The organism is Paenibacillus polygoni, assembly GCF_030263935.1.
Taxonomy (GTDB): domain Bacteria; phylum Bacillota; class Bacilli; order Paenibacillales; family Paenibacillaceae; genus Paenibacillus; species Paenibacillus polygoni.
In genome coordinates this window covers 4,561,147-4,578,424 of the sequence record NZ_CP127162.1, presented here as the reverse complement: position 1 = coordinate 4,578,424, position 17,278 = coordinate 4,561,147, and the positions used below count along the sequence as shown (strand labels likewise).

Sequence of the window (17,278 nt, the reverse complement as noted above, 5' to 3'; positions counted from 1 at the left end):
TCATGAATTCAGCATGGAGTGATCTGTATGATTCTGGGCGCCAGTCCGTATCTTCTCAAGGGCTTTGCCGTATGATATAATAAAGAGTCGCCAGAGTAAACTGCGACGAGTGTTTATTCTATACTAAAAGGATGGATGACATTGTAGCGATACAAATCATCATTAATACGGCACAATACATTTGAATATCAACAGTTGGAAGCTTTCATCATATATAGACAAACATTGAAAATGGAGAGGTGATTTTACTTATGCTGGATCGTTTACAAGCATTGGTTGATCGATATGAGAAACTGAGCGAACTTTTGTGTGACCCGGATGTAGTCAGTGACAATAAGAAACTGAGAGATTACTCTAAAGAGCAGTCCGATCTGCAGCCCGCTTATGAAGCTTACATGGAATACAAGACCGTTATGGAAGAACTGGAAGCAGCTAAGCAGATGCAAGCCGAGAAACTGGACGATGAGATGCGTGAAATGGTCAAAATGGAAATTGATGAACTGAGCACGCGCCAGAAAGAGCTGGAAGATAAGATTCATATTCTTCTGCTGCCAAAAGACCCGAATGATGATAAGAACGTTATTGTCGAGATTCGCGGTGCTGCTGGCGGAGATGAAGCGGCTCTATTTGCAGCTGATTTGTACCGGATGTATACACGTTATGCGGAATCTCAGGGCTGGAAAGTGGAACTGATGGACGTAAATGAGAATGACCTCGGCGGATTTAAAGAGGTAATCTTCATGATTAACGGACGCGGTGCCTACAGCAAAATGAAATATGAGAGTGGTGCTCACCGTGTTCAGCGGATTCCTGCAACAGAATCAGGCGGACGGATTCATACCTCTACTTCTACAGTAGCGGTAATGCCGGAAGCAGAAGAATTAGATATTGTCATTCATGATAAAGATATTCGTGTAGATACGTTCTGCTCCAGCGGTGCTGGCGGACAGTCGGTTAATACGACCAAATCAGCGGTTCGTGTTACCCATGTTCCTACGGGAATTGTAGCAACTTGCCAGGATGGAAAATCCCAGAACTCGAACAAGGAGAAGGCATTGCAAGTTCTTCGGACGCGGATTTATGATGTGATCCGTCAAGAGGAAGAAGCGAAAATTTCCGGCGAACGGAAGAGTAAAGTGGGAACAGGAGACCGCAGTGAGCGGATTCGTACGTATAATTTCCCGCAAAGCCGTGTAACAGATCACCGTATCGGTTTAACCGTGCATAGACTCGATCAGGTGATGAACGGTGATATTGAAGACATTCTGTCTGCTCTCACGGTTGCACAACAAGCAGAGCTAATGGAAAAAGGGGAATAATGCTTGATGCGGCAAGAATTTAACTTACCGCAGGGAAGCAGCAATCGGGAAGCCTTTGTGAAGGCTTCCTCTTTTTTAGAGGATTGCGGCGTAATGGAGCCGCAAAACAATGCACGGCTTTTGCTGATGTATGTGCTTGGCCTCGAAGGAGCTGCTTATTATATGGCACAGCCGGAACCTTTTCCGGCGGAGAAGATCACAGCTTTCACGGTTGCTGTGAATCGGAAAGGCCGCGGAGAACCCGTCCAATATATTATTGGACAGCAGGAGTTTTACGGACTGCAGTTTGAAGTAACTAGAGCCGTGCTCATTCCAAGACCCGAGACCGAGCTATTGGTCGAGGCAATTATGAAGCACGGCGATGTACTGTGGCCAAGCGGAACACCGCGGGTCATAGATATTGGAACAGGCAGCGGCGCTATTGCGGTGACGCTAAAGACAATGCGCCCGCAATGGGACGTTGCAGCCAGCGACATTAGCGCTGATGCGCTGGAAGTTGCCGCGAAGAACGCAGCGGCAAACGGCGCAGCTGTGTCTTTTCGCGAGGGCGATTTGCTTGCGCCCTTCGCGGGAGAGAGGTTCGACATCCTGGTGTCGAACCCGCCTTACATCCCGGCGGGAGACATCGCCGGGTTACAGCGCGAAGTGCGCGAGCATGAGCCGCGCACCGCTCTTGACGGTGGACCGGACGGGCTGGCTCCGTACCGGATCATGATGACGCAGCTGGATTTGCTTGCTGCGCCGCCTGCCCTGGTTGGATTTGAGCTTGGAGAGGGGCAGGCGCAAGATGTAGCAGAGCTGTTAAGGCAGGCCGGTCACTGGGAACAAATTGAGATCGTGTCCGATCTAGCAGGAATTGAAAGACATGTTATTGGCATTCATACAAAGGTGACGAAATTGTAAGCTGTAGAACATTTTCTTTTTACGATTTCATCCATTACAATAGAGGATAGTGTCGTTTCATGTCGGTATAGATTATAGAAAACATAGGGGTTATAAACCTCCCTTATCGTGTTACAAGCTCATTATTATGTAAGGCTGGTTAGATTAATGCCCAGTCTCGCCTTTAGGGGGACGGTTCATGCTGCAAAAGTTTAAAAAGATGGATGTACCCACACTGATGATCATCTTCATGCTGATGATTATCAGTGTTATGTGTCTGTATAGCGCTACACATGGTGATCCAAAGCTCGAAGGACATCATATTAAAATGCTTGCCTTCTATGTACTTGGATTTGGCGCCGTGTTTGCTATAACACTGTTCGATTACAGACTTCTTGTCAAATATGCACTTTATATTTATTTCTTCGGGCTGCTTATTCTGCTGGCGGCTAATTTCTTTGGAGGAAATATTAATAATGCATCAGGTTGGATCAAACTCGGTCCGATCTCCATTCAGCCAGCCGAGTTATTTAAGCTGATCCTGGTTATTTTCCTGGCTTCCGTACTTATCAAAAGAGGTAAGGCGAAACTGGAGTTTTGGAGGGATGTCGTTCCGATTGGACTCATGACCTTTGTTCCATTTGCCTTCGTTATGCTTCAGAATGACCTGGGTAATGCGATGGCTTATGTCGTAATTTTAATCGGACTGCTCTGGATCGGGAATATTAAAGCATCCCATGCCTTAATCGGATTTGTCGTTATTGCCGTACTCGTGGGCGGCGGGATTAAACTTTATACGGTATATCATGATAACATCTATGATTATTTGGATAAGCTCGGACGTACTCACTGGGTGGAACGACTTGACCCATGGCTTGTGCCTGAGAAGGCAACTGCCAAAGCTTCCTGGCATACAGATAATGCGAAACTTGCGATTGGTTCAGGCGGGATTACAGGCAAAGGATTTATGCAGGGAACTTCCGTGCAATCCGGCCGCGTTCCCTATACCTACTCTGACTCCATTTTCGTACTAATTGCAGAAGAGTTTGGATTTGTAGGTTCTTCGGTCGTGTTACTGTTATATTTCATATTAATCCATAGGATGATCCTGATTGCCCTGGAATCTAAGGAGCGATCAGGGCCGTATATCATTGTCGGGGTTGTCGCGATGTATTTGTACCAGGTATTTGAGAATATAGGTGCATTTATTGGAATTATGCCGCTGACCGGGATTACACTGCCGTTTATCAGTTACGGGGGGACCTCACTGCTCATTAATATGGCGAGTATCGGACTCATTATGAGCATCAAGGTCCATGGACAAGAAGTTGATGATGATATTCTTGCTCCAGGAACAAACGGTCCAAACAAGAAACGCATCTTTGGTCGTAAACAAGCTAAGGCGTAAAGTGTATCCTTTAAATAAAAATCCGATGTTAAACCCAATGTTACATGGATAAAATGAAGCATTATCACGGATATTCTCCTTTTTGAAAAGGATCGTGATGATGCTTCTTTTTTACAGTCTAAGCCCATTCTATGAAACTATGAGTTTTTTTAATAAGACGGATTGTAATATGAAGTGCGACACCTAGTTCAAAATTAAAAATGGCCCATGGCCGGATTCGTGTAGAATGGAGTTACCACACAACACCTACAAGGAGAATCCGCCATGAGCTACACACATCTTAGCATAATTGAACGCAGTAAACTAGAAGTATTACATCAACTGGGGCTGTCCGCCCGAGCCATTGCTCGCGAATTGGATCGTCATCATTCCACGATCAGCCGGGAACTGAGGAAAAATCAAAGCCTAAATGGTTATCAAGCGGTAGCATCAGAGCATCGTTATAAGCATCTTCGCCAAGCTCAGAAACCTAGAGAAAAATGGACGGAGACACTCGGAAAAGAAATTGAACAGCGACTTCACGAAACCTGGTCTCCTGAGCAAATCTCTATGCGTTATAGACTGAAAGGAGAGCCCATGGTTTCGTTCAAAACGATCTATCGCTGGCTTTATCAAGGACGTATGATTCGTAACACCGTTCAGCAGTTAAGACACAAAGGAAAAAGACAAAAACCCCAAGAAAAACGAGGTCGCTTCCTCGTAGGCACTTCTATCAAACAACGGCCTAAAGAGATTCGTTCCCGTGAAACCTTTGGACACTGGGAACTGGACACGGTCGTCTCCAGCCGAGGAAAAAGTAAGGCTTGTGTCGCTACATGTATCGAGCGAAAAACAAGGCTATACACTGCTATTAAAATGCCAGATCGCACTTCATTATCAATGGAAATTGCTATTGGTGTAGTTGCTGCACAGTACCCTGCCCAAACCTTCCAGACAGCTACCGTAGACCGTGGTAAAGAGTTCGCGTGCTTTCGTGAATTGGAAGAGTCACACGGTATGACGGTATATTTTGCAGATCCTTATTCCTCATGGCAACGAGGCTCCAATGAGAATGGAAACGGGCTCCTTCGAGAGTTCTTCCCAAAAGGAAAGGACTTTGCAAAGGTGACCGAGGAAGAATTAGAACACGCCCTCCAACTTATTAACAACAGACCAAGGAAATGTTTGGGATGGAAAACTGCTCACGAATCATTTGAAGAAGAAGTGTCGCACTTGGATTGACAATCCGTCATAAAAATAAATTTTGCTAGGTTTAACTCTACCAGCTCGCGGACATACTGATAGACATGAAGAGTTCGAGGGGGAGAAGAACATGCGGAAGAGTATAAAACAGTTTTTCATGATTGTGGTGTGTATGATGATTGTGATGATGAGCTGGGAAGGTCAAAAATCAGATGCAGCCATACATCAAGCTGTCATTCCGCATGATTCAATCCGGTTACGGATTCTAGCAAATTCAGATATGCCTCATGATCAGTTGGTCAAAAGAGAGATTCGGGATGCTGTTGTTGAACAGATGAATGAGTGGGTGCCGGCACTGGCTGACCCGCATAGTTTAGAAGAAGCTAGAACCATGGTTCGCGGACATTTGCCCGAGCTGAATAAACTGGTTGGACAAGAACTTAAGAACCGCGGGCTGACTTACGATTATAATGTAGAACTTGCAACGGTACCTTTTCCGACAAAGATGTATGGCAAACTAATCTATCCTGCAGGAGACTATGAAGCTGTTCGAGTTACCCTTGGTAAAGGGGAAGGACAGAACTGGTGGTGCGTGTTATTTCCTCCGTTATGCTTCGTTGGTGGTAAAAATGGAGATGTTGCCGAGAAGAATGTGACGGCAAGTAATGAACAAGCGGGGCAGGGATCAGAAAGTGAGGGCACTACTGAGCCTGAAGTCCGATTTTTCCTATGGGATATATTGGTTAAAGCTTGGGATTTTGTAGGGGGTATCGTGGCATAGTATATTCGAATTTGCACTCCGCCCGAAGAATGCATGAATTGTGATATAATGTACGATAATTAATATATGAGACTGGATGATAACAACATGTGTAATGAGAAGAATTCGATAGAGAATATAGCGGACGTTACTACGGAGATGAGATCAGACATGGTGACTCACATCTGGGATGTGACAGGGGATACGAATAAAGAGGAGACAATGGAACACTTGAAGGAAGCGGCAGCCTTGCTTCAAGACGGTTCCATTGTTGCGTTTCCCACGGAAACGGTATATGGACTTGGTGCAGATGCCAGAAATACGGCAGCAGTAGAGTCTGTTTTTGCTGCAAAAGGCAGACCTTCGGATAACCCGCTTATTGTTCATGTTGCAAGTAGAGCACAGCTGGACGGATTTACGGAACCGGTTAATGAATTGTCCAGCAGATTAATGGATACATTTTGGCCTGGACCGCTTACCTTAATCCTTCCGCTAAAACCAAATAGCTTGTCCGAGAAAGTCTCAGCAGGGCTCACTACCGTTGGTGTGCGTATGCCGGATCATCCGGTCGCCCTTGAACTGATTGCCGCTGCGGATTGCCCGGTCGCCGCACCAAGCGCAAATCGTTCAGGACGTCCAAGTCCGACGACCGCTTCTCATGTGAGAGAAGATCTTATGGGCCGAATTGCTGGAATTGTAGATGGCGGACCTACAGGAGTAGGGGTGGAATCTACTGTAGTGGAGGCTCATGATGACGGAACCGTGACGATCCTTAGACCTGGCGGCATTACAGCTGAACAGCTTGCTGAGGTAGCTTCCGAGGTACGTCTCGACCCAGGCCTCTCCGTAGATTCAGTCAAGACCGATGCTTCCTCGCCTGCACCTCGCTCGCCAGGAATGAAATACACGCACTACGCTCCTAAGGGAGAGCTTCGTGTAGTGCAAGGCGCACCGGGTGCGGTAGCCGCATATGTGAATGGTGCGCTCTCAGCGGCGGCTGCGCGCGGAGAACGAACTGCGGTGCTAGCCTTCAGCGAGCACCTGCATCTGTACCGCGCAGACGCTGTCTATTCTCTCGGCAGCCTGGAGCGGCTTGCCGAGGGAGCTCACCGTCTATACGCTGCGCTGCGCAGCTGTGACGAGATCGGCGCCTCGGTACTTTACGCCGAGGCGTGTCCCCGGGATGGCCTCGGGGATGCAATCATGAACCGTCTGCTGAAAGCAGCCGGTCATCAGATCATCCATGTAGCTGAATAAACATACTCGTCATGTTTTCATTCTTGTCCGCATAAGGTGTACAAGAATGCTGTGTACATGGGGGTATGAACAATGCTGGAGGCTTCTGCGCAGTGGGGCCAGCTAATTACCATTCTGATAATGGCGGTAGCCCTGGGTTTGGATGCATTTTCTCTAGGAATAGGGATTGGTATGAAAGGAATTCGATTATTGCATGTACTTCGTATGAGTATTTTAATTGCAATATTTCATGTCCTCATGCCGCTCGTTGGATTTTATGCAGGTGAGTATTTTAGTTCCTTGCTTGGACAAGTTACCTCGTATGTAGCCGGGGGACTGTTACTTTTGCTGGGAGCTCATATGATTTTTAATGCATTTCGTTCAGGAGAGACCAGCTTCATGGATCACCGTACGTTTACGGGTACACTCATGTTTGCTTTTAGTGTGAGTATTGACTCCTTTTCTGTAGGGGTGACTCTTGGTATGTTCCGCACGGATTTATGGCTGACGTTATTTGCTTTTGGACTGTGCGGGTTTCTCATGTCGGTTGTGGGACTGCTGATTGGCAGAAGGGTAAATCGCAACTTGGGTGAATATGGAGAGGCAGTAGGAGGGGCGATTTTACTTGCCTTTGGTCTCTTGTTTATTCTCTAGTATTAGGCAGTTTGCTGAGTGATTTTGCGTATTAGGTAAAAGCAATTTACAATAGAAATGATCTCCTGCGGATGGGGAAAGATTGATACTGGCTTTACAGGCCCTGATGGAGGTGAAGAATATGAAACATATTTTATTTGTTTGTACAGGCAATACATGCCGAAGTCCGATGGCAGAAGGTTTACTCCGTAAAGCCGCAGCAGAACGAGGTGTTGATCTAGAGGTTAGGTCCGCTGGTGTTGCTGCAACAGAAGGGAGTATGATTTCTCGTCATGCCAAAGCGGTGCTTCAGGATCACGATATCCATGACTCGATTACATCTTCCTCACTTACCTCGGAACACGTAGAGTGGGCAGATCTTATTTTGACATTAACCGGTTCTCATAAGCAGCATGTGCTTCACTTCTTCCCGAATGCAGCAGACCGAATCTACACGCTGAAGGAATATACGGAGGATGATGTACAGGTCCTTGAAGATCTTAAAGAGAGAGACCGCTTGTATGCAGAGCTGGAAATAAAGCTGTCACTTGGTCAAGAGATTGAAGCAGCAGAACGTCAGCGAATGATTGAAATCCACCAGCGTATCCCAAGTTTTGATATATCGGATCCGTTTGGCGGCAGTAAAGAAGATTACGATGTCACCGCCGCAGAAATTCGTTTAGCAATAGAGCGACTTCTGGATAAGCTGTGATATACAATATAAAAAGTTTACAGTAAGCAATCATAAATGGTTGATTTCTGCCATCTGATGTTCTATGATGAGATGGAATGTAAAAATAGATTCCAGTGTAACTGGCGACAAGTGTGGATTAAACCACGATGGAGCACTGGAAATATCGGCCGGTCGCCTGGGCAAAAGAGCATTTCTGTGCGTATCTATACGTGCAGACTGCTCTTTTTTCGTCTTTCGTCATTTTTTTCGTTATAATAAATGAAAAAGGGCGGCAAGGCGAACATATCATTGGTGTTTGTTCACTTGAGTTATGCCCTAACCTTTTGAGTATTGCTCGTCATAGAAGGGAAGGATGAAAGCCAGTGGAACAACAGAAGTCTGCTTCAGAATGGCATGAACTTGTCCAGCATACGGCAGAGATTCTAAGAGAACTTGCGGAAGCTGGAGATTTAGGCCCTGGAAAAGTCGTTGTTGTCGGAACGAGCACAAGCGAAGTAGCCGGCAAACATATTGGTACAGGCGGTGCTTTAGAAATTGCTGAGTCCTTACTTAATGGGATCAACGAGGTAAAGGAATCTTTTGGTTTTGAAGTTGTGTTTCAGTGTTGTGAGCATCTTAACCGTGCACTCGTCATGGAAAGGCATTTACTCGAACGCTTAGGTCTGACCGAGGTTTCTGCGGTACCCATTCCCACCGCCGGCGGTTCTATGGCAGCAGCAGCTTATCGCTCTATGACAGACCCGTGCCTGGCAGAGACGATCGAAGCCCATGCAGGAATGGATATTGGAGAGACCCTTATAGGAATGCACCTTCGCAGAGTGGCCGTACCCTATCGTACCAAAAGACGGTATATTGGCGAGGCTCGTGTGACAACAGCGATAACAAGACCGAAACTTATCGGGGGTCAGCGCGCAGTGTATCAGATGGAGACATCAAGTAATACCTCAACATGTGATTAACTTTTTTTCATATTATTTTATTTCTTAGGAGGAATTATCATTATGGAACAATTGCGTAAAAGTGACCCTGCTGTACTGGAAGCTATGAATTTGGAACTGAAACGTCAGCAAAATAACATCGAATTAATTGCATCCGAGAATATCGTATCTGAAGCGGTTATGGAAGCAATGGGTTCTGTTCTTACGAACAAATATGCAGAAGGATACCCAGGCAAACGCTATTATGGCGGTTGTGAACATGTGGATATCGTAGAAGATATCGCTCGCGATCGTGCAAAAGAATTGTTCGGAGCAGAACATGTCAATGTTCAGCCTCACTCTGGTGCACAAGCAAACATGGCGGTTTATCTTGCAGCACTGAAACCAGGCGATACTGTTCTTGGTATGAACCTGGCACATGGCGGTCATTTAACGCACGGCAGCCCGGTGAATGCTTCCGGTCTTTTGTATAACTTTGTTTCTTACGGTGTACAAGAAGACACGTTCCGTATTGATTATGATGATCTCCGCAAAGCGGCGTTTAAACATCGTCCTAAGATGATTGTGGCAGGTGCGAGTGCTTATCCGCGTACGATTGATTTTGAAGCGATTGCTAAAATTGCACACGATGTGGGTGCGCTATTCATGGTAGATATGGCTCACATTGCTGGTCTAGTAGCAGCTGGTCTTCATCCAAATCCAGTTCCGCATGCACACTTTGTTACGACAACTACACACAAAACGCTTCGCGGACCGCGCGGTGGTATGATTCTGACAACGAAAGCATGGGCAACAGCGATTGATAAAGCCGTATTCCCTGGTTCACAAGGCGGTCCTTTGATGCATGTAATCGCAGCAAAAGCTGTAGCTTTGGGTGAGGCGTTGCAGCCATCATTTAAAACATATGCTCAGAACGTGGTGAAGAATGCTCAAGTATTGGCAGAAACCCTGATCGCTGAAGGTCTCAATATCGTATCTGGCGGAACAGACAACCATCTGATGCTTATTGATACACGCAGTGTTAATATTACAGGAAAAGAGGCAGAACATGTCCTTGATTCCATCGGTATTACGGTGAATAAAAATGCAATTCCATTTGATCCTACGAGTCCTTTTGTAACTAGTGGTATCCGTATCGGTACCCCGGCAGCGACTTCCCGCGGTATGGATGAAGAGGCTATGGTTGAGATTGGCAAGATTATCGCGAAGACGCTGAAAAACTCGAAAGATGCGGCTGTTCTTGAAGAAGCAAAAGCTCAAGTTACGGCACTTACTGATAAATTTCCGCTTTATCCTGACCTGAAGTATTAAAATTGAGTATTTTTACCCATAATAGTAAATAGCTTTGGTAAGCTATTTACTTCATATAGACCGAAGCTGCTTTTTTTGTAGTTTCGGTCTTTTTTTATTGATGTCCGGAAGCTGTCACGGTTTATAGTGTAATTTGAGGATAGGGAATGATATAATATACAGGATTTATCGACAGGTTTTGTTTCTGTGAGCAGGAACTGCCCGGAGTTGATAATGGAAGATGAAACTACCGGAGGGACAAACAATGGGAAAATTGGTGGTATGTGATCACCCGTTGATTCAACACAAATTGACAATTATTCGTGACATGCGCACGAACACTAAGGATTTTCGCGAACTTGTAGATGAAGTAGCAACTCTAATGGCTTACGAAATTACACGTGATATTCCACTCGAAACAATAACAGTACAAACTCCTGTTGCAGAGACAGAAGGGAAAGTAATTTCGGGCCGTATGCTCGGACTTATTCCGATTCTTCGTGCAGGGCTGGGTATGCTTGATGGCGTAGTAAAACTGATTCCGGCCGCAAAAGTAGGACACGTAGGATTATTCCGTGATCCTGAAACATTGCAGCCTGTTGAATACTATACGAAGCTTCCAACAGACGTAACAGAGCGCGAACTGATCGTGATCGACCCGATGCTGGCAACGGGCGGATCTGCTATTGAAGCGATCAACGTACTCAAGAAACGCGGCTGTACTCAAATTAAGATGATGAACCTGATTGCAGCGCCAGAAGGTGTGAAAGCAGTTCAAGAGGCACACCCAGACGTCGACATTTATGTTGCGGCAATGGACGAGCGTTTGGATGAGCATGGTTACATCATTCCGGGTCTTGGAGACGCGGGAGACAGACTGTACGGCACCAAATAAGGAAAATTGGGATGAAAAGGGGCTCTAGAGCAATGTCTAAAATTAAAGTAATGACGGTATTCGGAGTGCGCCCTGAAGCAATTAAGATGGCTCCACTCATTTTGGAGCTCGAACGTCACTCCGAAGATATCGAATCCATTGTATGTGTAACGGCCCAGCATCGTCAGATGCTGGACCAAGTACTTGAAGTTTTTAACATTACACCGGATTACGATCTGGATGTCATGAAAGAGCGCCAGACCCTGAATGAAGTTACCGTTCGCGTACTGGAAGGTCTTGAACCCGTTCTGCGGGAAGCGAAGCCTGACATCGTTCTGGTTCATGGAGATACCCTCACTACGTTCCTGGCGAGTTATGCGGCCTTCTTACAGCAGATCAAGGTAGGTCATGTAGAAGCGGGTCTTCGTACGTGGAATAAACTCTCTCCTTACCCAGAAGAAATGAATAGACAACTCACAGGGGTTTTGGCAGATTTACACTTTGCTCCAACAGATATGTCTGGAGGCAATTTACTGCGTGAAAATAAATCAGAATCAAGTGTATTTGTCACAGGCAATACGGTTACTGATGTGTTTCAATATACTGTGCGCGAAGATTACAACCACCCAGTGCTGGAGTTTGCTAAGGGAAAAAGATTGATTTTGATGACGGCGCATCGCAGAGAATCACAAGGTGAACCGCATCGAAATATATTTAAGGCGGTAAAACGCATTGCAGATGAATTCGAGGATATTGCCATTGTGTATCCTGTACATCCAAGCCCAGCCGTTAAAGAACCAGCTTATGAGCTGCTTGGAAACCATCCGCGTATTAAACTGATTGATCCGCTGGATGTAGTGGATTTCCATAACATTTATCCACACACACATCTAATCTTAACGGATTCCGGTGGTATGCAGGAAGAAGCTCCTTCATTCGGAGTGCCTGTTCTTGTTCTTCGTGATACAACGGAAAGACCAGAGGGGATTGAGGCAGGAACACTGGAACTGGTTGGTACAGAAGAGGAAAATGTATATGCAAGAACAAAAGCATTATTAACAGACTCAGAGCTGTATGCTTCTATGAGCGAAGCAGCGAATCCTTACGGAGATGGACATGCTTCTGAGCGTATTGTCAGTGCGATTTTGCACTATTTCGGTAAAAAAGAAGAGCGTCCCGAGACTTTTCACAGAAAGTTCAAAAAATAATTCAACCTTTTAATATCTAGTGTAGACAGTAGAGTGTACAGTTAAACTGTACGGTTTATAAGGGTTTGAAAGATTTTCTGATTTTCTTTCAGGATTTTTCAACGTTTCTTACAGCCAGAACAGGTTGTTCTACCGATTGACAAACGCTTTAACCATTCAGTAAGATAATTGGGATTGGACAAACTTGACACATTTTTCATCTTTTTCTCTCGATCTCCGCGGGAAAAGAATTATTAACTCATTTTCCATATACAGCGCTTTCTAGGGATGGGTTGTGTCTAAATGAATCAGGATAAACCGTGGTTGATTGCTTTGAGTATCGGTGGTTCAGGCATCCTGCTGGCTGCTTACATAACGATCGGATACTTTATAGGAAAGTGGCTCATGAATGCTGTGGATGGACCGAGTTTCTGGATTGCTATTGGCTGTCTATCAGGTCTTGTTCTAGGTGTTCTGAATATTGCCGTTTTTATTAAGAAGTTTTTGGGGGAACAAAATGAATGATTTGTCTTCCATTGTAAATGCTGTTACAAGGGCAACGTTTTTCCTTTTATCGGGATCCCTTCTCTTATGGGTGATATTCCCTGAACAACGTCCTTTGTTTTTAGGCCTTATTATTGGTCTTGCAGCAGGGTTGTTTAACTTTAGATATCTGCATATCAAAATTCATCAAGTTTCAGAGAGTGCAGCAACAAGCGGAGGCAAACGAGTGAATTTTGGCTTTTTGTCACGGTTAAGTATCTCTCTTCTGGCGATCATGCTGGCTGTGAAGTTTGATCAGATATCTATAAGTTTTACTGTGATAGGACTTTTCTTAGTACAGGTTTTGGCGGTTCCCGTAAGTATTTTTGTGAACGCTAAAGAAGGCAAATGACATTATTATGGGAAAGGGGTGAATAAATCAATATGCATGACTCACCGATTATCAAACTCGGAGGATTGAACATTGACCTTTCCGCTGTATTAATGCTCACAGTGACGGTGTTAATCGTGTTCTTACTCGTTCGTTTGTGTGTTCGGAATCTATCTGTGGAGAATCCTTCTAAAGTACAGAATTTCATGGAATGGGTCGTTGAATTCGTTCAGAATCTCATTGCAAGTGCCATGCCGTTAAGTAAAGGTAAGCATTACATAACTTTGGGGTTAACACTGATTCTGTTTATTTTCGTAGCCAACTTGCTTGGGTTACCGTTCTCGGTGATCTCAGAGCACACGGAACAAGCAAGTGTGTTTGGACACGTAATTGAAGCGACTAGAGGACTTGGTGGTGAACACCACGCAGAAATTCTTTGGTGGAAATCTCCGACGGCAGATATTTCGATCACTGCAGGGCTTGCGATTATTATCTTCATTCTAATGAACTATCTTGGACTGAGATACAACCGTAAGCATTACCTGAAACACTACATCGAACCGTTCCCGATCTTCCTGCCACTTAACATTATTGAGAACTTGGCGAAGCCGATCGCTCTTGCGATTCGTTTGTTTGCCAACATCTTTGCAGGTGAAATCCTCATCTCCACCATTCTAAAAATTGGATGGGTTGGTGTTCCGGCCATGATGGCATGGCAAGGATTTAGTATTTTCGTTGGTGCTTTGCAGGCCTTCATCTTCACAATCTTGTCGATGGTGTATATCGCACAAACGACAATTCACGAAGAACACTAGTTTTAACTGGCAACAATAGTAACTCCGGAGCGGTTTGTAAGCCAGCAAGGAGATTATTATATTCGTAAGTTTAACCAAAAATTGTATATATATTTTGAGGAGGAAATTCAAAAATGGAAATGTTAGCAGCAGCTATCGCAGTAGGTCTGGGTGCCCTTGGTGCAGGTCTTGGTAACGGTATGATCGTAAGTAGAACAGTGGAGTCCATCGCTCGTCAACCAGAAGCTCGTGGACAATTGCAAACAACAATGTTTATCGGTGTAGGTATCGTAGAGGTTATTCCTTTGGCAGCTACAGTAATCGCGTTCTTGATTATGTTTTCATAATATCAGAAGTAACGGTTTGGCGGGGAGGGCGATGCCATCCGCGCCTTCGTTTTTGTTACGATACAGGAATGAACGGAAAGGAGTGACGTGAGTGCACATTTTATGGGAAAACATTGCTATTACCATTGTTGCGTTCTTGATCCTTTATTGGCTTTTGTCCAAGTATGCATTTAACAAATTGTTCGCTATTATGGAGCAGCGTCGTGAGTTAGTTGCTTCCCAGCTTAATGAAGCAAAACAAACTCGTGAACAGGCTACCCAATATGTAGAAGAGCAAAAAGCAGCTTTGCAAGAAGCGCGTAATGAAGCTCAAAGTATTATTGAACAATCTCGCAAAACTAGTGTAAACCAAACAGAGCAAATGCTGAATGAAGCAAAACAAGAAGCAGAGCGTCTGAAACTGGAAGCTGTTCGTGCGATTGAGAGTGAGAAGAATAAAGCGGTTGAATCCCTCCGCAGTGAACTTGGAGCGGTATCTGTACAGATCGCATCTAAGATTTTGGATAAAGAAGTTAAGCAAGACAACGTTCAGGAAGAGCTTGTTGAAAAGTATCTGAATGAAGTAGGAGGCAGACCATGAGTAGGGATTCGGTAGTCGCCAAGAGATATGCAAAAGCGTTGTTTGAAGTGGCGATCAAAAATCAATCCGTACTGGAAGTCGAAGCCGAGCTTCACGCGGTTGCAACCTCTATTACAGGAGATCGCGACATCGTTAAATTTATCTCTTCTCCAAACGTCAGTGTTGCTTCGAAACTGAGTGTTGTAGACAGCAGTCTGCAAGGCAAAGTATCTGAGCCAGTCTTAAATACAATTAAACTGCTTATCGAACGTAACCGAATCCATGTACTGGAATCCGTCGTGGAAAGTTATGTTAAATTCGAATCAGATTCACTTGGAATGGTTAATGCGCGTGTGTATTCGACATATGAGCTTAGCCAGGAAGAGAAAGATGCAGTTGCGAAAGATTTTAGTACTCGAGTTGGTAAACAAGTTCGCATTGAAAATGTGATTGATAAAAGCTTGATTGGCGGACTTAAAGTTGCCATCGGCGATACAATTTATGACGGAAGTCTGGCAGGCCAGCTGAAACGTCTAGAACAGTCTTTTACAAGACGAGTAAAGTAGTGAGGGGTGAGGACGCTTGAGTATCAGACCTGAAGAAATTAGTACTATCATTAAAAATCAGATCGAACAATACAAAACGGACATCGAAGTCAGCGAAGTTGGTTCTGTAATCGAAGTCGGTGACGGGATTGCCCGTGTTTATGGACTCGAGAACGTAATGTCCGGTGAGCTCGTAGAGTTTTCTACAGGCGTTTTGGGCCTAGCGCTTAACGTTGAAGAAAGCAACGTAGGTATCGTTATCATGGGACCTTACACAGACATTCGTGAAGGAGACCAAGTAAAACGTACAGGACAAATCATGCAAGTTCCGGTAGGGGAAGCTTTGATCGGCCGTGTCGTTAATGCAATGGGACAACCCGTTGATGGCAAGGGTCCGCTTGCAACAGATGAATTCCGCCCGGTAGAGAACCAGGCACCTGGCGTTATGGCCCGTAAATCGGTTCATGAGCCAATGCAAACAGGAATTAAAGCGATTGACGCAATGGTACCGATCGGCCGCGGACAACGTGAGCTTATCATCGGTGACCGTCAAACAGGTAAAACAGCGATTGCGATTGATGCGATCCTTAACCAAAAAGGCAGCGGAATGAAATGTATCTACGTTGCTATTGGACAAAAACAATCCACCGTTGCACAAGTAGTTGAAACACTTCGCCGTAATGGTGCAATGGAGTATACAACGGTTGTAACTGCATCTGCTTCTGAGCCTTCACCACTTCTCTACATAGCTCCTTATGCTGGTTGTGCAATGGGTGAGTACTTTATGTACAAAGGTGAGCATGTGCTCGTAGTGTATGATGACTTGACTAAACAAGCATCTGCATACCGTGAACTTTCCTTGCTGCTTCGTCGTCCTCCGGGTCGGGAAGCTTACCCAGGTGACGTTTTCTATCTGCATTCCCGTTTGCTCGAACGTGCAGCTAAACTGAATGACGAACTTGGTGGTGGTTCATTAACCGCTCTGCCATTTATTGAAACGCAGGCATCTGACGTTTCTGCATACATCCCAACAAACGTAATCTCGATTACCGATGGTCAGATCTTCCTGGAAGCAGACTTGTTTAACTCAGGTCAACGTCCAGCGATCAACGTAGGTATTTCGGTATCCCGTGTTGGTGGTTCCGCTCAGATTAAAGCAATGAAAAAGGTAGCAGGTTCCCTGCGTCTGGATCTAGCTCAATATCGTGAGCTTCAAGCGTTCTCCCAATTCGGATCTGATCTTGATAAATCAACACAAGCTCGTCTGAACCGTGGTGCGCGGATGATGGAAATCCTGAAGCAAGATGTGCATAAGCCACTTCCTGTTGAACAACAGGTTGTCAGCTTATATACAGCGACTAAAGGATATCTAGATGAAATCCCAGTAGGTGATGTAACTCGTTTTGAGAGAGAATATCTCTCCTTCATGGAAAGCAATCACCCTGAGATTCTTGAATCTATCCGTACAACGAAAGAGCTTACTGCAGATAATGAAGCCGCTCTGAAAAACTCAATCGAGAAATTCAGAAACAGCTTCTCTAAATCATCGAACTAAGCCGCATCGTATTCCATATCAAAGAACCAAAGAAGGGCTGCGCGAACACAACGTACGCCGCAGTCCCTCTTTCTTATATGAAGTAAATGCTTACGAAGATCGTTTTGACTTCGTCAAAACTTAAGTAACGCTCTCGAAGATCGTTTTGACTTCGTCAAAACTTTAAGTAAATGCTCTCGAAGTTAGTTTTGACTTCGTCAA

At 45.0% G+C, this 17,278-nt stretch carries 19 protein-coding genes and 1 riboswitch; all 19 genes read left to right on the top strand.

What is annotated here, in order from left to right; all coding sequences use genetic code 11:
- Positions 1-251: 251 nt before the first annotated feature.
- The 19 genes from prfA to atpA all read left to right on the top strand — a co-directional run bounded on the left by prfA (position 252) and on the right by atpA (position 17,077).
- Entirely contained in the window at positions 252-1,319 is a 1,068-nt protein-coding gene (prfA, locus tag QPK24_RS21955; protein WP_285744697.1) for a peptide chain release factor 1, read from the top strand.
- 6 nt (positions 1,320-1,325) lie between these two features.
- Positions 1,326-2,222, top strand: a complete 897-nt coding sequence (gene prmC / locus QPK24_RS21950) for a peptide chain release factor N(5)-glutamine methyltransferase (RefSeq protein WP_285749503.1) — start codon at positions 1,326-1,328, stop codon at positions 2,220-2,222.
- Positions 2,223-2,400: 178 nt separating this feature from the next.
- The gene (locus QPK24_RS21945; protein ID WP_285744695.1) at positions 2,401-3,609 is read left to right on the top strand and encodes an FtsW/RodA/SpoVE family cell cycle protein; all 1,209 of its coding nucleotides are present in this window, start codon (positions 2,401-2,403) and stop codon (positions 3,607-3,609) included.
- Between the two features lie 264 nt (positions 3,610-3,873).
- Positions 3,874-4,830 (top strand): IS30 family transposase, encoded by a 957-nt coding sequence (locus tag QPK24_RS21940; protein WP_285741540.1) that lies wholly within the window; start codon positions 3,874-3,876, stop codon positions 4,828-4,830.
- Positions 4,831-4,921: 91 nt separating this feature from the next.
- A complete protein-coding gene (gene spoIIR, locus QPK24_RS21935; protein ID WP_285744693.1) occupies positions 4,922-5,572 on the top strand; it encodes a stage II sporulation protein R in 651 nt (216 codons plus the stop codon).
- Between the two features lie 87 nt (positions 5,573-5,659).
- Positions 5,660-6,808 (top strand): L-threonylcarbamoyladenylate synthase, encoded by a 1,149-nt coding sequence (locus QPK24_RS21930; RefSeq protein WP_407082939.1) that lies wholly within the window; start codon positions 5,660-5,662, stop codon positions 6,806-6,808.
- Positions 6,809-6,880: 72 nt separating this feature from the next.
- On the top strand, positions 6,881-7,441 hold the full coding sequence (locus tag QPK24_RS21925) for a manganese efflux pump MntP (protein ID WP_160032706.1): 561 nt from the start codon (positions 6,881-6,883) through the stop codon (positions 7,439-7,441).
- A gap of 121 nt (positions 7,442-7,562) precedes the next feature.
- Positions 7,563-8,132 (top strand): low molecular weight protein arginine phosphatase, encoded by a 570-nt coding sequence (locus QPK24_RS21920; RefSeq protein WP_285744691.1) that lies wholly within the window; start codon positions 7,563-7,565, stop codon positions 8,130-8,132.
- A gap of 87 nt (positions 8,133-8,219) precedes the next feature.
- A riboswitch (ZMP/ZTP riboswitch) is annotated at positions 8,220-8,302 on the top strand.
- A gap of 174 nt (positions 8,303-8,476) precedes the next feature.
- On the top strand, positions 8,477-9,073 hold the full coding sequence (locus QPK24_RS21915) for a TIGR01440 family protein (protein WP_285744689.1): 597 nt from the start codon (positions 8,477-8,479) through the stop codon (positions 9,071-9,073).
- A 39-nt stretch (positions 9,074-9,112) separates the two neighbouring features.
- Positions 9,113-10,363: a serine hydroxymethyltransferase gene (locus QPK24_RS21910; protein WP_285749498.1), complete on the top strand. Its 1,251-nt coding sequence runs from the start codon at positions 9,113-9,115 to the stop codon at positions 10,361-10,363.
- 244 nt (positions 10,364-10,607) lie between these two features.
- On the top strand, positions 10,608-11,237 hold the full coding sequence (gene upp, locus QPK24_RS21905) for a uracil phosphoribosyltransferase (protein ID WP_160032709.1): 630 nt from the start codon (positions 10,608-10,610) through the stop codon (positions 11,235-11,237).
- 32 nt (positions 11,238-11,269) lie between these two features.
- A complete protein-coding gene (wecB, locus tag QPK24_RS21900; protein WP_285744687.1) occupies positions 11,270-12,424 on the top strand; it encodes a non-hydrolyzing UDP-N-acetylglucosamine 2-epimerase in 1,155 nt (384 codons plus the stop codon).
- Between the two features lie 282 nt (positions 12,425-12,706).
- Entirely contained in the window at positions 12,707-12,928 is a 222-nt protein-coding gene (locus tag QPK24_RS21895) for an ATPase F0F1 (RefSeq protein ID WP_285744685.1), read from the top strand.
- Positions 12,921-13,298: an ATP synthase subunit I gene (locus QPK24_RS21890; RefSeq protein ID WP_285744683.1), complete on the top strand. Its 378-nt coding sequence runs from the start codon at positions 12,921-12,923 to the stop codon at positions 13,296-13,298. The genes QPK24_RS21895 and QPK24_RS21890 overlap by 8 nt, the downstream gene beginning before the upstream one ends.
- Positions 13,299-13,330: 32 nt before the next feature.
- Positions 13,331-14,092, top strand: a complete 762-nt coding sequence (gene atpB / locus QPK24_RS21885; RefSeq protein WP_285744681.1) for a F0F1 ATP synthase subunit A — start codon at positions 13,331-13,333, stop codon at positions 14,090-14,092.
- A gap of 113 nt (positions 14,093-14,205) precedes the next feature.
- Positions 14,206-14,418 (top strand): F0F1 ATP synthase subunit C, encoded by a 213-nt coding sequence (gene atpE / locus QPK24_RS21880; protein ID WP_211747437.1) that lies wholly within the window; start codon positions 14,206-14,208, stop codon positions 14,416-14,418.
- Between the two features lie 91 nt (positions 14,419-14,509).
- Complete coding sequence (gene atpF / locus QPK24_RS21875) at positions 14,510-14,998, top strand: F0F1 ATP synthase subunit B (protein WP_160032714.1); 489 nt, start codon at positions 14,510-14,512, stop codon at positions 14,996-14,998.
- Positions 14,995-15,543, top strand: coding sequence for a F0F1 ATP synthase subunit delta (locus QPK24_RS21870; protein WP_285744679.1), 549 nt, complete (start codon positions 14,995-14,997; stop codon positions 15,541-15,543). Before atpF ends, QPK24_RS21870 begins: the two co-directional genes overlap by 4 nt.
- Before the next feature lie 16 nt (positions 15,544-15,559).
- Positions 15,560-17,077: a F0F1 ATP synthase subunit alpha gene (gene atpA, locus QPK24_RS21865; protein ID WP_160032716.1), complete on the top strand. Its 1,518-nt coding sequence runs from the start codon at positions 15,560-15,562 to the stop codon at positions 17,075-17,077.
- Positions 17,078-17,278: the final 201 nt, after the last annotated feature.

Excerpts from the sequence above, each read along its gene's own strand:
- prfA (WP_285744697.1), top strand. The coding sequence starts at position 252 with ATGCTGGATCGTTTACAAGCATTGGTTGATCGATATGAGAAACTGAGC.
- prmC (WP_285749503.1), top strand. The coding sequence starts at position 1,326 with ATGCGGCAAGAATTTAACTTACCGCAGGGAAGCAGCAATCGGGAAGCC.
- QPK24_RS21945 (WP_285744695.1), top strand. The coding sequence starts at position 2,401 with ATGCTGCAAAAGTTTAAAAAGATGGATGTACCCACACTGATGATCATC.
- QPK24_RS21940 (WP_285741540.1), top strand. The coding sequence starts at position 3,874 with ATGAGCTACACACATCTTAGCATAATTGAACGCAGTAAACTAGAAGTA.
- spoIIR (WP_285744693.1), top strand. The coding sequence starts at position 4,922 with ATGCGGAAGAGTATAAAACAGTTTTTCATGATTGTGGTGTGTATGATG.
- QPK24_RS21930 (WP_407082939.1), top strand. The coding sequence starts at position 5,660 with ATGTGTAATGAGAAGAATTCGATAGAGAATATAGCGGACGTTACTACG.
- QPK24_RS21925 (WP_160032706.1), top strand. The coding sequence starts at position 6,881 with ATGCTGGAGGCTTCTGCGCAGTGGGGCCAGCTAATTACCATTCTGATA.
- QPK24_RS21920 (WP_285744691.1), top strand. The coding sequence starts at position 7,563 with ATGAAACATATTTTATTTGTTTGTACAGGCAATACATGCCGAAGTCCG.
- upp (WP_160032709.1), top strand. The coding sequence starts at position 10,608 with ATGGGAAAATTGGTGGTATGTGATCACCCGTTGATTCAACACAAATTG.
- wecB (WP_285744687.1), top strand. The coding sequence starts at position 11,270 with ATGTCTAAAATTAAAGTAATGACGGTATTCGGAGTGCGCCCTGAAGCA.
- QPK24_RS21895 (WP_285744685.1), top strand. The coding sequence starts at position 12,707 with ATGAATCAGGATAAACCGTGGTTGATTGCTTTGAGTATCGGTGGTTCA.
- QPK24_RS21890 (WP_285744683.1), top strand. The coding sequence starts at position 12,921 with ATGAATGATTTGTCTTCCATTGTAAATGCTGTTACAAGGGCAACGTTT.
- atpB (WP_285744681.1), top strand. The coding sequence starts at position 13,331 with ATGCATGACTCACCGATTATCAAACTCGGAGGATTGAACATTGACCTT.
- atpE (WP_211747437.1), top strand. The coding sequence starts at position 14,206 with ATGGAAATGTTAGCAGCAGCTATCGCAGTAGGTCTGGGTGCCCTTGGT.
- QPK24_RS21870 (WP_285744679.1), top strand. The coding sequence starts at position 14,995 with ATGAGTAGGGATTCGGTAGTCGCCAAGAGATATGCAAAAGCGTTGTTT.